Annotated in this window: 10 protein-coding genes; 2 read left to right on the top strand and 8 right to left on the bottom strand. The window is 60.8% G+C overall.

The features are described 5' to 3' along the window. Positions 1-18 precede the first annotated feature (18 nt). Both QF047_RS15345 and QF047_RS15340 read right to left on the bottom strand, forming a co-directional pair. A complete protein-coding gene (locus QF047_RS15345) occupies positions 19-411 on the bottom strand; it encodes an HNH endonuclease (protein WP_307278779.1) in 393 nt (130 codons plus the stop codon). Between the two features lie 29 nt (positions 412-440). Continuing rightward, positions 441-1,283, bottom strand: a complete 843-nt coding sequence (locus tag QF047_RS15340; RefSeq protein WP_307278776.1) for a hypothetical protein — start codon at positions 1,281-1,283, stop codon at positions 441-443. A 399-nt stretch (positions 1,284-1,682) separates the two neighbouring features. Between QF047_RS15340 and QF047_RS15335 the strand changes: the two genes are divergently transcribed. Further along, the gene (locus QF047_RS15335) at positions 1,683-2,282 is read left to right on the top strand and encodes an NYN domain-containing protein (protein ID WP_307278772.1); all 600 of its coding nucleotides are present in this window, start codon (positions 1,683-1,685) and stop codon (positions 2,280-2,282) included. Positions 2,283-2,368: 86 nt separating this feature from the next. After that, on the top strand, positions 2,369-2,683 hold the full coding sequence (locus tag QF047_RS15330) for a hypothetical protein (protein ID WP_307278769.1): 315 nt from the start codon (positions 2,369-2,371) through the stop codon (positions 2,681-2,683). A gap of 53 nt (positions 2,684-2,736) precedes the next feature. Here QF047_RS15330 and QF047_RS15325 read toward each other — a convergent pair whose 3' ends face one another. The 6 genes from QF047_RS15325 to QF047_RS15300 all read right to left on the bottom strand — a co-directional run bounded on the left by QF047_RS15325 (position 2,737) and on the right by QF047_RS15300 (position 13,803). After that, positions 2,737-5,889, bottom strand: a complete 3,153-nt coding sequence (locus QF047_RS15325) for a helicase C-terminal domain-containing protein (RefSeq protein ID WP_307278766.1) — start codon at positions 5,887-5,889, stop codon at positions 2,737-2,739. Further along, complete coding sequence (locus QF047_RS15320) at positions 5,879-7,759, bottom strand: phospholipase D family protein (RefSeq protein ID WP_307278763.1); 1,881 nt, start codon at positions 7,757-7,759, stop codon at positions 5,879-5,881. The genes QF047_RS15325 and QF047_RS15320 overlap by 11 nt, the downstream gene beginning before the upstream one ends. Then, a complete protein-coding gene (locus tag QF047_RS15315; RefSeq protein WP_307278760.1) occupies positions 7,752-8,960 on the bottom strand; it encodes a DUF6361 family protein in 1,209 nt (402 codons plus the stop codon). The genes QF047_RS15320 and QF047_RS15315 overlap by 8 nt, the downstream gene beginning before the upstream one ends. A gap of 279 nt (positions 8,961-9,239) precedes the next feature. Then, positions 9,240-9,782 carry a hypothetical protein gene (locus QF047_RS15310; protein WP_307278757.1) on the bottom strand — a complete coding sequence of 181 codons (543 nt, stop codon included), beginning with the start codon at positions 9,780-9,782 and terminating at the stop codon, positions 9,240-9,242. Next, positions 9,779-12,856, bottom strand: a complete 3,078-nt coding sequence (locus QF047_RS15305; RefSeq protein WP_307278755.1) for a type I restriction endonuclease subunit R — start codon at positions 12,854-12,856, stop codon at positions 9,779-9,781. The genes QF047_RS15310 and QF047_RS15305 overlap by 4 nt, the downstream gene beginning before the upstream one ends. Positions 12,857-12,867: 11 nt before the next feature. After that, positions 12,868-13,803, bottom strand: coding sequence for a restriction endonuclease (locus QF047_RS15300; RefSeq protein WP_307278750.1), 936 nt, complete (start codon positions 13,801-13,803; stop codon positions 12,868-12,870). Positions 13,804-13,805: the final 2 nt, after the last annotated feature.

Below are 13,805 nucleotides of genomic sequence, written 5' to 3'. Positions count from 1 at the left end.
AAGCGCGATGCAGGCGGATTACCGTCCCGATATGGTGTCGTTGTTATGGCTTTGACGATGAAACTCAAAATTTTCCTGAGTTGCCTCTGAAAATGCCAGACAGCGGGAACCCCGAAGCTGGTCCAGCACGTGCAGCAACTCGGGGTCATCCGTCGGAGTAGTCCGAACGAGGCCGCCATCGTCGACAGTGAGATACCCCCGTTCGAACAGTGCATCACACCCCAAGGAACAGGCGAGCATGGCCGCCGCATCAAAATTGAGCCGATCTGCTTCGCTCGACTCGGAACGAAGCTTGATGTGCGCGGCGATTAGCAGGTTCTTGGGGAGATGCCGTCCGCAGATAGCGCATTGATTGCCATAGCGGGCGAGCAGGGCCTGCCTGAGGTAGCGCTGTTCCGCGCGTCGAAACATCGACCCCGCGATGTCAGTGCTCGCTAACTCTAGTTGCGGGCCGGTATTTCGCTCACACTCGGGCCCAGCCACTCGTGTGAGGGACTGCCTCGGCAGTGATCCGGCACTGAGATAGTTTGCAATGGCTCGCCTATGGTGCGCGGGATTGGGGCTATATAGACCCTGCCAGGGTTCCCGGTCCTGTTCATGGGGCCAACACCCGGTGGAAAAGCCGTCTTGAGGACGTCGAGACGCACTTCCATATCAACGATGCAAGGCTCAACAAGTACCAGCGTGCCATGAGGATATCCGTCATACCCCGGCGGACGATCCGATTCCACTCCCGCTGCTACAACCAGGGAAATAGCCTTGAACTGCTGAGCGGCGTAGTGAAAGACCACGTCACCAGGCAGCATACGGTGTAACGCCTGCCAGTCTTCGTGTCCGGGCTTCCCGTCGACGCGCAGGTGCGGAGCCCAAAGTGAGCCTTGTTCGATGACGGTCGAGTAGTTTTCTCCCTGGCTGACCCACCAGTGACTCCGTGAGACCGCGCCCGCGGAGTCCGGGTTGACGTGGCCATCCTCATGGTTTTTCAGATGGTCGGTATCGATCCAAGGGATGCCACAACCATCAAGTACCCGGGTCGTGGCCACGCCGCCTGATGAACTATCAGACGTAAGTGCAAGCGGCGGTTTGAGATGTGCAGCCACGGCAGCCGACAAAGCCTTGCTGTCGAAATGGTGCCCGGCGGCGACTGCGACGAACTTCTTGGCGGAGCCAAAACCGTACTTTCGTCTCAGACCGGTACGACCTAAGTCAACCGCTTCGTCGATGGCTCTCGACTTGGCCGTTCGGAGTTCCGACTCCGAGTATCGTCCGAAAAATGTTGCCATGATCCCCTCATCTCTGATGCAGTGAGTCTCGAACAGAGGCAGCTCTCCAGATCCCTTGATCAGACTAGCTGGGAGACTCAGTCCTGAACCAAGACGTTCAGACGTCCCGCGGCTGGCCCAGGCGGCAGGTCTTCTCTCAGGCCTATAACTAGCCTCGTCGCAAAATTTGACAATCTGCCAAGTGCGCTCCATAATGAAGTCAACCGGACTCCCTGCACCTTCAAGGTGTAGGGCTTCTTTTGTATCTGGGGAAATAACTATTCGGTATAAGCCCCGGATTGAGTTCCACCGATCATGTTGTAGTTTGAAATTGGATTCGAATCTCATTAGAAAAAAGTCATAGATCTAATTGCCGTCACGTAATCGTGGCGGCTTCACCTGTTAAAGGAGATAAATACTATGGAAAGAATCGCAGTCTTCCTCGATTATTCGAACGTTCACCTTGTGGGACATGAACTCTTCGCCAGGGATTTCCAGAAGTGGACCACACATGTTTCCCCCCGCAGGATCGCCGAAGCCATCATCTCCAAACGCACGCAAGAGTGCGAGTTGGCGGCGGTTTTTCTCTACCGAGGAAGTCCAGAACGATTCCTGGATCCAGAGGCTACGAAGATCTTCCGCGACGAGCAGCGGCGCTGGGGCAATGATGACTTAATCCACGCGACGTATCTGCCTCTCCACTATGCGAGCTATCGCGTTACCCCCAAGGAAGCCGGCGTCGATGTTCGCTTGAGTCTGGACCTCGTGAGGACGGCAGAATCGCATCGGTATGACACCCTGATTCTCTTCTCGGGCGACAGCGACTGCTTCCCGGCGGTGCAAGATGCTGTAAAGACTACAACGCATCTGGAACTGGCCGCTTGGTCAGATGGCAAAGGGTATCCGGGAAATCGCATAGCGCAGCAGTCTGCAAAACATCGCCTTCGCTTGTGGACGCATTCCCTTTATGAAGACGACTTCTGGGACTGCCAGGACAAGCAAAACGGCATCGCGGCCTAGTCACATTCGAGCAGGAGGTAAACGTGTACAAGTCTTCAGGTCCGTGCAACGGACTCGTGACCACTCTTCGCGGACAAACAGTGACCATGTCGGGCAAGGTTGTAGTTGGAGGGGTCCACATCAAAAGGGAAAATCTGGCTAAGATCATCGAGACCAAGGGTGCAAGGCTCAAGAACGACCTGACGGGCCAGATCTCTCTCCTCGTTCACGGCGACCTCACCAGCCAGGTTGTCACGAACATGAAGATTCAGTTCAGCGACAAATTACTTGAGATCGTCACTCAGGATCGCCGCAAGCATCATGTGTGCGTCGTCTCCTCCGCGGGGTTCTCCGAGCTACTGATCGGGAGGACTGCAAAATGCCTCCACGACTATGTCGCCGGGCGAGGCGCGGCGACATGATTGTAGGCGGCCACCCTTGTTGTGTCTCTGTCGTGCGCACCACCAACGCGGGACTATGGCCGCAAATTCATTGGCTTCAAATCAGCCCCGTCCTTGATCAGCCCTAGCAAGTCGTCCTGCCGGGCTTGCCCAAGAGTCAGCCGGTACTTCGCCAGCCCGGCAAGCATGTGCTTGGTTCGCGGCACATCACGGCTCAGCGGATGGTCCAGCAGGCGTCGCTCGATTTTGTGTGCTCCAGGATGAATCCAATGAGGAGCAAACTCAGTGCTGGCAGTCTCAGGCTGTGCAGCGATGTCTGCCGCAGCGACCTCGAACAATGTTCCCCAAGGGTCGCTCACCCCAGGTTTCAGCACTGCTGCACCATGGGCAGCAGCAACATTCTTCCGAACTGCATGCCCCAGATACCGGTGCACACGCCCCTCACGCTGTTCAAAATCGACAGGGTTGCCGGGAACATTCCAGTGGATAACCGAGTGCGCCCACCAGTGGAAGTCGATGCCTTCCTGGCCCACGGACGTAGAAGCCAGAACGAATGGCCAGAAGGGGCTGTTGAAGGCCCGGCGGACGTCGGGCATACGGTTGCTGTCGCCGTCGTCCGTCTTGGCGTTGCTGTACCTCACGGCAAAGCGCACACCCATCCGGAGGTCCTCGTGGGATCCGTCGGGATACTTGGCGAGCATCTGCGCCGGCTTGAGTGACAGCGAGCGACGGACGTCATCGGCCAGGGCCCACAGCTGCTCGTTGGTGATCTCCCCCGGAGCCTGCTGGCTGCGGAGCTGGAAGACGTACTCGTCCAGCACAGCCTGGAGGTTTCCAGCTTCGCAGTAGCGCAGGACCTTCTGCCAGTAATCGCCTTCGGGATACAGCTTGTCCAGCAGCTCCGTGGCGTCGAGCCGGTTGAACAGCGTACGCAGGCCGGTTGCCGCGAACACTGCGCCCTTCCAGAGCTCAGCACCGTCGAAGCCATCAGGAACCACACGCCGCAAGGCGCGGTAGAGGCAGTTGGCCGGGGAGTTGACGGCCAAGTCCTCGATTCCGTCTTCCCAACCGGCGTGCTCGCCGCCGGTTGCTTCCAACATGCGCTCAATGTGGGCAAGGTAGAGCCCGGCCTCGGAACCGCCTTCCTGGTCGGCTTCCCCGCCCTCGCTGGCCTTGCCTTGCTGCTGGGTGAACTCGTCCAGCTGCCGCAGCTCTCGCGTCGCCAGCTGGGCATCGTTCTTCCACTCTGCCGGCAGAGCGCCGGGAACTGCGAAATAGGAAGCCCATGCGCCGAGGCGGCTTGCATGGTCGACGGACTTGCCGCCCAGGATGGTGTTGCCGGCGGTCGCCGCAGCATCCCGCACAGTCTCGGCCGGCACGACGGAACCACTCATGGACGCGCTCTGCAATGGATCACCAACCAAGGCAAGGGCAGCGTGGGGAATGAACAACGCCAAGGTGGACATAGCCTGCGGTTCACCTTCGCGGACACGGAACCGCAGGCGGCCACGGAAACGCTTGCGGGCATCAGCGGTGTTCTCTCCATGCAGCGGAGACCCCTCAAGAATTTGCCGTTCAGCCTCGTAGGAGAGCATCGTGGTGATCGCCGTCGGAGCGGCGTTCCACGCGGAGAAGACCAGCTGCTTGGTGACGGCCGCTCCAACTCCGGCGAAAGCCCCGGAAGGCTCAACATACGGGAGCGACGGCGGCATCCACAGCAGCTTCCACCAGCCTTGCCCAACGGTGTGGTCCCGCACGGCCCTGAACTTCGCGTTGTCAGTTTCCACGGCGCCATAGCGGCGGTAGGCATCCGCGTCGATCGTGGTCAGCGAAGGCAGCACCGGGTCAACGGCTTCGCGGTCGCATTGGATCCGCCCGTCCAGCATCCTCCCCACCTTGTAGTCCGTCAGGAAGTGGGCGAACATCGGCACGGACTTCCAATACTCCATGGGATTGCCCGTGCGCGTGGCGCGGAACAAAGTGGAGAGAGATTTGTAGCTTGTAAGGTCAGTAGCCCGGACATCGGTAGGTGCCATCTCGATCACGGACAGCATGTCATCCTTGCCCAGCTGCGGGCGCTCCGTCCGGGCCATAAACATCTTCAGCCGGGCTTCGATCCGTTCGGTCAGCGCATCGTCCGGTACCTGCTTGAGCAGCTGCGTCCGCCGGTCGTCCAGATCCGCCTCAAGGCTTTCCATATATTCGCAACGCTCGCTGCTCAGGAACCGCAGCAGCTGCCGGAAGTCCGCGGCGTGGTCGTCGCCGTCAGCGTCATTCGCAGCCGTGTGCGCCTTGTAAGGCGTCGCCGACAGCAGGATTAGCTTGGCCCCCTTGTAATTGAGGAATTGCCGGGCGAGCTCCGCCGCAGGATCCTCATCGCTAGGCGCGGCGCCGGGGGAGTAGAGCAGATCGCGGAAGCGCTGGAACTCATCGAGAATGATCAGGTCCGGTTCCAGGCAATCCAGGCCTGCCTGGGCGAGGTCTCCCCGTAGGCCACCGATAATCGCGCTCATGCGAGGCCGAACAGCATTAGCTCCGTCGCGCGAAGCATCACGGAGGGCTTTGCGGAAGGCGGGCAGATTGCCGCTTTGGTGGGCGATCGTTCGGAAGCGGTTCCTTACTGGGACGGAAAAACCACTCGGGAATTGCTCGTGCATGTATTGCACGCGGCGAGCGAATCGCTCGGTCGAGGAGCCAGCGCGAAGAAGCTCAACGGCGTCGGAATGCTGCTCCTCGCTGATGACGCCGAGTTGCGCCAGGATGCGGAAGAGCACGGCACGTTCCCGTGCCTGCCCCGTGGCGCCTCCCACCTTAAACGAAGTGCCCGGTGTCAGCGAGATGAAGTTGACGCGCTTGCGGGTCCCCGGCGCCGCCGGCGCGTTGAGCTTGGCCAACTCGGTGGGCAGCAGCGTAAGCCGTCCAGACTCGATGATGTCCTTCTGCCCTGTGACGTTTAGCCGGCTAAGGTTCTGCTTTGCCAGGTCAGCATTGGAACAGACGTAGACGACGTCGATCCGGTCCACTCCGGAGTCCCGCTGATCAAGCCGCTCAATGGCCTTCGCGATAACTCCGCGGGCCACCATGCTCTTACCGAGGCCTGTCTCGTCAGCCACAAGAAAGCGGTCCGCGGGCTGGTCGTCCAGGTACAGGCGTTTGAAGACGTGTTCCACTGTCCGGCGCTGGAAGCCGCGGAGGCCCTCCAGAGCAGGCGTTGCGTCAAACCCCATGAAGTTCCCCCATGTCCAGTGCCTCCGTGGCCGCCGTCCACAGTGCATGCAGCTGTTGAATCTCCGGATCATCGCCGCGAAGGGCCAGCAGCCGGTCCATGACGACCTTCAGGTCCGGAAACACCGACATAGCGTCCGGGCCCGCCATAGCTCCCACCATCGCCTCAAAGAGGCCTGCGGTGGATCCGTCTCCGAATCCTGAGGTCGCGAACCACCCGGCGCCTGTTCCCGACCCAGGCAGAGCATCCTCGGGCGTGAGGAACAGCAGAAGGAACTGACGGAGCTTCTGAGGATCATCCAGCTGGCGAGCAACGATCTCATCCAGCCGCCCCTCGGGGTCTGTCCGCAGGCTGCCCTGGATCACTGTGCTCTTGGACAGCCTGGCGTCGGAATCCTCCAGCGTGAGCACCAGATACGGGGTTACGTCTGCGAGCGGTATTGCGTGGAAGGAATGGTCATGCGGGCCAGAGGAAGGCTCGACGACGGCGCTCGGCTGGGGGAGCGAGAGGAGCCTCAGCGTCGCGGTGAACTCAGGCTTCGGTGACCAGTCATGCGAGACGGTCACTGTAAAGGCGTTCTTGGGTCCGCCGTCGGGTACGGCGTCTAGGAGGAACCGGTGGGCTGCGGCATCCCGCAGCGCGTTCTCCAGCCGGAAGGCTGCTTTGTCTTCCTCCGAGCGGGCTTGGCCGCCCCTGCCGTCATAAACCGCGAAGGGAACGTCCTTCATGCTTTCCCTGATTCGTTGGACGCCGAGGCGCTTCTTGGCTCCGCGCATCTCCAGCAGGAATTCAACGTTCTTGGTGAAGCCAGCCTCGGTGGCGTTGGCGGAACCCAATAGTGCATAGGTGAAGTGGTCGTAGTCGCAGAAGTACGCCTTGGCATGCAGGCCAGTCAGATCGTCTGCAAGCTTCTGGCTCCCGGACACGTCCGTTTCGCTCAAGCCTGAATCCGCCGACTCCGGGATGCCGAGCTCGTCAAACGCATGAAAGGACGTCCGGGTGTCCGCCACGGTCTTCTCGTTGAGCAGGTCCAGCTGGTCGCCTCGCGAGTAGACGTAGAGGTTCTCTGTCCAGCGGTCCTGCAGCCGGCCGATCAGCCGGTCGTCCAAAAATGGCGAGATGACCAGCTTGTCGCGTCCCAGGAAGGCTGCGTTCCCTGTTTTATTGTTCAGCGCAATGAAGTTCTCTGGGTCTCGGAGGTGGGCCACGATCGAGCCCTGTTCGAAGTCTTCTCCCATGCCCATCGGGCGGAACGCCAGACGGTGGATGTCCTCGGGCAGGTCCCAGCGGACGTTCGCCAGGCGGGAGGCGAGGCCGTGCACCCGGGCCAGCCGGTCGGCGTCGGGCTCTACCGTGCAGAGGCTGGGGAGCCCCGCGATGAAGCGTGCCAGGGGCCCGCTGTTCGGGCCGACACCGTTGACGTCCTGCACTGGTTCGCCGTCCAGCCGGACGAGGAGGTCCCAACTGGCATCGGTGGTGAGGTTGCGGCTGCTGCACAGGAAGCGGTAGCGGCGCTCGTCGTCGTTCTCGAATTCAAGGAGCCAGACTTTGGGGTGGAACAGGCCACGCTTGACGCTTACCTGGTGGACCATGGGTTCCAGTAGTGCGAGCAGGTCGGAGGCGCCCGAAGGTGCCTTGATGTGGCCGGCCTGGCAGAAGATGTCCACGCGGTCGGAGACTTTACGCAGGGCACTGAGAACTGCCACCGGGTTGGTGAATTCTTCTCCGGAACCGGCGACGAAGCTCAGCGGTACCGACAGCGCGCTGGTCATGTCCAGAGTGAAGGTGGTACCCACGGCATGGGCGAGCCGGAATCCCGCTGGTGGGCGCAGTTGTTGGGTGAGTGCCTGCCTGTTTGCTGGATTAAGCATCTGCCTGTCCTTCCCGTGCCAGCCCGGCGTGGATATCAAGCACGTTTCGGCGGACTTGGGTCCAGCGGAAGGTCAGCGACGCAACTTGGGTTGGGGGTTGCCATGCGCGGAGCCGGCGTTCGTTGCGGAAGCGTGAGTTGGACTTCTTCATCAGCTTTTCCCTGGTTTCGACCACGGCGCGGAAGTCTGCATTGTCGATCAGCTTGCTTGGGCTGGAAGCCGCCCTGAGCATTTGCCGGGCGAAATCGGCAGTGTTGCTGTTGATGCCTTTGTTCAGGGCTTTGGCACGGCCGAGGTAATCCTCGATGTCCCAGTTGGCGAGGAGTTCGCGCTTGCTGTCGCGGCGTTCTTCCCAGGCTTCCAGGAGATCCCGTGTTGGCTCCAGAGTGTCGGCCTCATTGGAGAAAGTCTTTCCTGACAGCACCCCTAGAAGGTGCTGATAGAGGATGGTGGCGCCGTTGTGAATGAAAGAGAATGCTTCAGCATCTTTGAGCCACTGCGCCGGTGCGCCTTCTGAGCTGCCGCATGCAGGGTCAACCCAAGGTGCCCATGACTTTGGCTCGGGACTGGTCGCGGAGCCAACGACGTGAGCCAGCATTGTGCCCGCGCAGGTGGTGAGGATCCGCTCCTGGAGCCAACGAGCTTCATCGTGGGACAGCGTCAGTCCGTTCTCTTCGGACTGCGGAAAGCCTTCCGGCGGTTTTGGAAGGCTTGGATCCCAGATGTAGTAGGCGTTTTCGCCTTCCTCAGGGGAAGGAGCGTCCGCGCACATCAGTTGTGCGACGGCGGAGCGATCTGTTTCCGGGTGCACGATCCCGTAGCGGCGGAGTGCCGACCAGTAAGCGGCAGACGGAAGTTGCTGCACGTTTCTGCCGGCGTCGCGGCCGATGAAGCTCTCCACGCCCAGTTCCTTGAACCGGCCGATCAGTTGCCGCTCTGATTCCTCGGACCGTTTCCGAATGTCATCAGGGTTTCTGGTGCCGCGGTGAGCTGTTTGGTAGGCCCAGGGGACAAGCAGCATGTAGCGCGCGCCGAGATGCAGGACTGATGTGCCGGGAAACAGGCTGTTGCTGATCGCGTCACGGAGCTGGCCCATGCCAAGGTCGTCCGTCGTTTCCGGCGTGCCGAAGAGCTTGACGAGCTCGCGCATCTTCGAGGTTTCCTCGATGGACGCGTCGAGCCAGGAGATGAGGGAGGTCATGTGGTTCGTTGACTCGCTTCTTCACTAGCGCCGACAAATGTGATGGCGGCCCTTCGAAACTACGAATCGTCCCCCAAGTGCACACTATGGCACGGGGCTCCCGCGGCTTGCGAAGCTGCGACAATCCTGAGGAAGTCCTTCGTTTGAGCCAAATGCGGAACCTCCAGCGGAAGCAGATCCTGCCATCTCGAGAGGCAGCCCCTGCCACAAACATGTTGGCTGGTGTCGAAATAGGTAACGGCCATGGCAGCACCGACGAGTTCTCAACCCGGCGACGAATCATGACCGCGTAGCTTCACGTTCTTGCTCGTCCGCAACTGATCGCCTTGCGGCTGGTTTTCGCCCAGTGTTCCCGATACCCGTCCACCACCTCAGGAACCAGCTCATCTTCAATGGATCCTTGTTGCCGTTGTCGATAAAGTCACGCAGGGCCGGTAGCTCGGCCGGGTCTAGTATGTTCAAGGCATTCCTGTACGCCGGACGGGCGCACTGACTCTTCATGCCGTCAGCCCAAATTTCCCATGTCTTCGTCGAAATGAAACCGTTGCGTCGCAAATCGAGTTCATCCTCACAAAGTTGAAGGTAGGCGGAGACCCTGGATCTGTCGCTTTCAACGAGGTCGTCGACGGACGTAGCCGTCCAAGGATTTCCTTTGAAACTGTCCATCAGGTTCCAGTAGCGCTGGACGTAGAGGTTCTCGAAATCCCGGTGCTTAGCGGTACGGCCCTGGGTCAACTGCAGCAGGGCAAGAAATACTGCCAATGCGGTAACGATCGTCGCGAACTGCGCCCCAATTTCTACCCATTCCCACCCTGCCGTCATGACTGCATGTCCTCGTAAACCAGCTCGCTCAGCATCTTTAGCAAAGCCTGCATTTTCGTCTTATCGCCCAGTGCCTGAATGCTGAGGTTCCGGTGGCTCTCCATCGAATTAATGACAGCAGTGCTCAGCGCAACATGAAGCTCGGGACTCGTGTTGAAATGACTGCGTGTATTGTTCTGTGCCTGTTTCTGGAGCGTCTCGTTCTTCACTAACTCGCGTCGGACGCCCTCCACAAAGTGTGCCACTGCATCTAGCTCCTCGCCCTCGAACGGCAAGTTGGCCTGCTGGATGATTTCCTCCCAGGTCGCCAGAACGGGGTCCTTCGCTTGCCCGGTGCCGACGCCGGTCGGAGGCTTGAGCAGCGCATCCTCGCCTGAGAGCTGCAACTGGGCCTGGCCTTTGTCCTTGAGCGCGTACTTGGCCAGCACCACTCCGGAAAGGTCCAGCGCCACCTTCGCGTCGTGTACGCGGAGAACCGGGAGTAGATGCTTGTAGTAGATCGAGCGCTTCTCGAGATCAGTGTCGGCGAAGTCCACGATCTGTGACAGGAAGTCGTAGGCTCTCACAAATGAGCCGAGATCCTTCCGGAACAGGTCCAGCTCGTCCTGGGCGGCCTTGTCTCCGTCAGCCACTGCCGTGTTGTACCTAGTGTTAAAGCGCGACTTCGCCGGCGCCACCCAGCCGGAGAGCGCGTTGTTGCCAGCCTCCAGTACGTATGACTTCACCAGGCCGTCTACCTCGGACTCGAGGTAGATCTGGGCGGCGTCGAGCTTGGCCTGAAGGTCGTGCACGACGTTCGGATCGGAGACGCCGTCCAGCGCGGCCTCGCGGAAGTACGGCTGGAAGGAAGCTAGGATCTCGTCCGGATTGTTGACGAAGTCCAGCACGAACGTCTGGTCCTTGCCCACTGCGGTGCGGTTGAGCCGGGACAGGGTCTGCACGGCGGAGACGCCCGAGAGTTTCTTGTCCACGTACATCGCGACGAGCAGCGGCTGGTCGAAACCGGTCTGGAACTTGTTGGCCACAAGCATGATCTTGTACTCGTCGGTGGAGAACGCCTCGGGCAGCGTGCGGCCCTTGAGCCCGGGGTTCATGTTGAGCTCGGTGAACGCCTCGGGGCCGGATTCGTCGTCGTTTACTTCGCCGGAGAAGGCGACCATGGTGCCCAGGCCGGAGTAGCCGGCGTCGTGAATGTATTTGTCGATGGCGAGCTTGTACCGGACGGCTTCCTTGCGGGAGCCGGTGACGACCATGGCCTTGGCCTTGCCGTCGAGGCGCCAGGCGACGTTGGCGCGGAAGTGCTCCACGATCACTTGGACCTTCTGGCTGATGTTGTAGGGATGCAGTTTCACCCAGTTCATCAGGGACTTCAGGGCCTCGGATTTCTCCACCTGAGTGTCGTCGGAGTCGTAGTCCCGGCCCTCGTGGGTGAGCCGGTAGGCCACCTTGTAGCTGGTGTAGTTCAGCAGCACGTCCAGGATGAAGCGTTCCTCGATGGCCTGCTGCATAGAGTACAGGTGGAACGGTTGCGGCAGCCCGTCCGGGCCCTTGCGGCCGAACAGCTCCAGCGTTTTGGCCTTGGGCGTGGCGGTGAAGGCGAAGTAGCTGATGTTCTTGGCATCGGCCCGGTCGGCCATCTCGGCCGCCAGATAGCTTTCGACGTCGAACTCGCCGCCGTCGTTGACGTCGGCAAGTTCCTCCGCGGACAGCACCTTCTTCAGCTTGTTGGCGGTGGACCCGGTCTGTGAGGAGTGCGCCTCGTCCGCGATGATGGCGAAGTTCCGGCCCTTCAGCGCCTGGGATTCGGCGATGGCCTTGAGCGCGAACGGGAAGGTCTGGATGGTGACGATGATGATCGGCGTCCGGGCCGCCAGTGCGGCGGTGAGTTCGCCGGACTTGGAACCGGCGTTGCCGCGGATGGGAACGACGACGCCGGACTTGTGCTCGATCTGGTAGATCGCGTCCTGCAGTTGGGCGTCCAGAACGGTCCGGTCCGTCACCACGATTACGGAGTCGAAGATCTTTTCGTTGCCGGCGCCGTGCAGGGAGCTGAGCTGGTGCGCGGTCCACGCGATCGAGTTGGTCTTGCCGGACCCGGCGGAGTGCTGGACCAGGTAGCGGTGGCCCGGGCCCTCGGTGCGGGCGGTCTCGATGAGCTGGTTGACAACGTCCCACTGGTGGTAGCGGGGGAACAGCAGGGATTTGCGGACTTCCCGCTCTCCGGTGACGGGGTTGGTTTTGTCGCTGATCTGCAGGTGAAGGAACTTGCCGATGATGTTCAGCCATGAATCACGTTGCAGGACCTGTTCCCAGAGGTAGCTGGTGGCCGACCCCTTGGGATTGACGGGGTTGCCGGCGTGCCCATCATCGCCGAGGTTGAACGGCAGGAAGTAGGTGTCCTTGCCCTTGAGCTCGGTGGTCATCTGGATCTCGTCATTGCTGACGGCGAAGTGCACTAAGGCTCGGCGGCCGAAGGACAGGAGCGGCTCGTCCTTGTTCCTGGCGTTCCGGGGGAGCCGGTCTTTGCGGTACTGCTCGACGGCGTTATTGATGTTCTGCGTGAAGTCCGTCTTGAGCTCGATGGTCGCGACCGGCAGGCCGTTGACGAACAGCACCAGGTCGATGCTCTTCATCGTGTCGACGGTGGAGTAGTGGACCTGACGGATGACGCGGAGGCGGACTTTGCCGTAGCGCTCCAGCGTCTCCGGGTTCAGGCCCATGGCCGGCTTGAACTGGCACATCTCGAACTTGGCGGCGACGTCCTTGAAACCGGTGCGCAGGACGGAGAGCATGCCGGCTTCCTTGGCCGCCGGCTTGTCCAGGACCTTGCACAGCCGGTCCAGCAGCAGCCGCTTCGCCACCTCGTGCTCGGCGGGGGAGTCCGTTGGCTTCAGGACTTTGGGCAGCTGCTCCGACTGGGTGTCCGCCAGCCAAGCGAAGACGTCCTCCGGCACAAGCGCTCGGCTTGCGTCGTAGAGCTCACCGGACTTGCGGTGCGGCTCGTAGATCCAGCCCTCGGCCGCGAGAGCCTGGCAGATTTCGTCCTCAAATGTCACTTCATTGTGCTGCGCCATCTGGTTTCCCCCTAGAAACTGTCGAAAAAGTCCTGGTCCAGCTTCTTCACGACCACCGTGCGGTCGACCTGGACACCGACGCCGTACTCGAACATGAGCGACGCCAACCGCTGCCCGTCAATGAGGATCAGCGTGTAATGCGCTGTGTCGCGGGCGACCGCCCGCGCCCCGGTCGTGAACGTCGAGGTAGTGATGAAGATGCCCTTGGTGGCCCGGAACTGGCCCAACGCTCCGCTGAAGGCCTGCACCTCGGGTGCTCCGACATTATTGCCCTCGGAATAACGTTTGGCCTGCAGGTACACCCGGTCGAACCCCAGCGCGTCCTGCCATACGATTCCGTCGATGCCCTTGTCGCCTGATCGCTGCGTGGGCTTCAGGTTGTCTTCACGGTCCGTTCCGTAGCCAAGCGCCCGCACGACGAAGGGGATGAGGCGTTCGAGAGCGTCGGGGGAGAGCTCGAGCAGATTGCGGTAGATCTCGTCGATGACAACTTGGTTGAGCTGGTCTGCGGACGCTTCCAGTGACTCGGAGGGATCGGAATCCGCAACGGATGACGGGGGAGTGAGGCCCACTTCTGAACCGGCTATGAGTCCAACTTTGGGCGTACTCGGCTTCTTATTGTATTGCCGGTAGGACTCGTACTCCATCGGCGTCTGATAGGTAATGGGCGAGACGGCCGAAACACGCCGCAGGCCCTCCTCGCTGATCCTGTACTGACCACGAGCTTCTCTAACAAGGAGCCCAGCCTTCATCGAGTCAAAGACGGCCCAATTGGTGCGGTTCGACCACCGGGGCTCGCCGGAGGACATGATCTCGCTCATGTCCTCCTGAGTGAGGTGGGTACGTTTCGCCACCGCTTCCCGAATGTCAGCATTGCGTCGGGTTTTCCCGTCAGTCATTTCTCTGAGTACGGGGTCGATGAATCCATGCCACTGAGGCAACGCCATAA

It is taken from the genome of Arthrobacter sp. W4I7 (genome assembly GCF_030816215.1).
Lineage (GTDB): Bacteria > Actinomycetota > Actinomycetes > Actinomycetales > Micrococcaceae > Arthrobacter > Arthrobacter siccitolerans_A.
This window is presented reverse-complemented; position numbering and strand designations above follow the sequence as displayed.

Excerpts from the sequence above, each read along its gene's own strand:
- QF047_RS15345 (WP_307278779.1), bottom strand. The coding sequence starts at position 411 with ATGTTTCGACGCGCGGAACAGCGCTACCTCAGGCAGGCCCTGCTCGCC.
- QF047_RS15325 (WP_307278766.1), bottom strand. The coding sequence starts at position 5,889 with ATGGGGTTTGACGCAACGCCTGCTCTGGAGGGCCTCCGCGGCTTCCAG.
- QF047_RS15310 (WP_307278757.1), bottom strand. The coding sequence starts at position 9,782 with ATGACGGCAGGGTGGGAATGGGTAGAAATTGGGGCGCAGTTCGCGACG.
- QF047_RS15300 (WP_307278750.1), bottom strand. The coding sequence starts at position 13,803 with ATGGCGTTGCCTCAGTGGCATGGATTCATCGACCCCGTACTCAGAGAA.
- QF047_RS15305 (WP_307278755.1), bottom strand. The coding sequence starts at position 12,856 with ATGGCGCAGCACAATGAAGTGACATTTGAGGACGAAATCTGCCAGGCT.
- QF047_RS15330 (WP_307278769.1), top strand. The coding sequence starts at position 2,369 with ATGTCGGGCAAGGTTGTAGTTGGAGGGGTCCACATCAAAAGGGAAAAT.
- QF047_RS15340 (WP_307278776.1), bottom strand. The coding sequence starts at position 1,283 with ATGGCAACATTTTTCGGACGATACTCGGAGTCGGAACTCCGAACGGCC.
- QF047_RS15315 (WP_307278760.1), bottom strand. The coding sequence starts at position 8,960 with ATGACCTCCCTCATCTCCTGGCTCGACGCGTCCATCGAGGAAACCTCG.
- QF047_RS15320 (WP_307278763.1), bottom strand. The coding sequence starts at position 7,759 with ATGCTTAATCCAGCAAACAGGCAGGCACTCACCCAACAACTGCGCCCA.
- QF047_RS15335 (WP_307278772.1), top strand. The coding sequence starts at position 1,683 with ATGGAAAGAATCGCAGTCTTCCTCGATTATTCGAACGTTCACCTTGTG.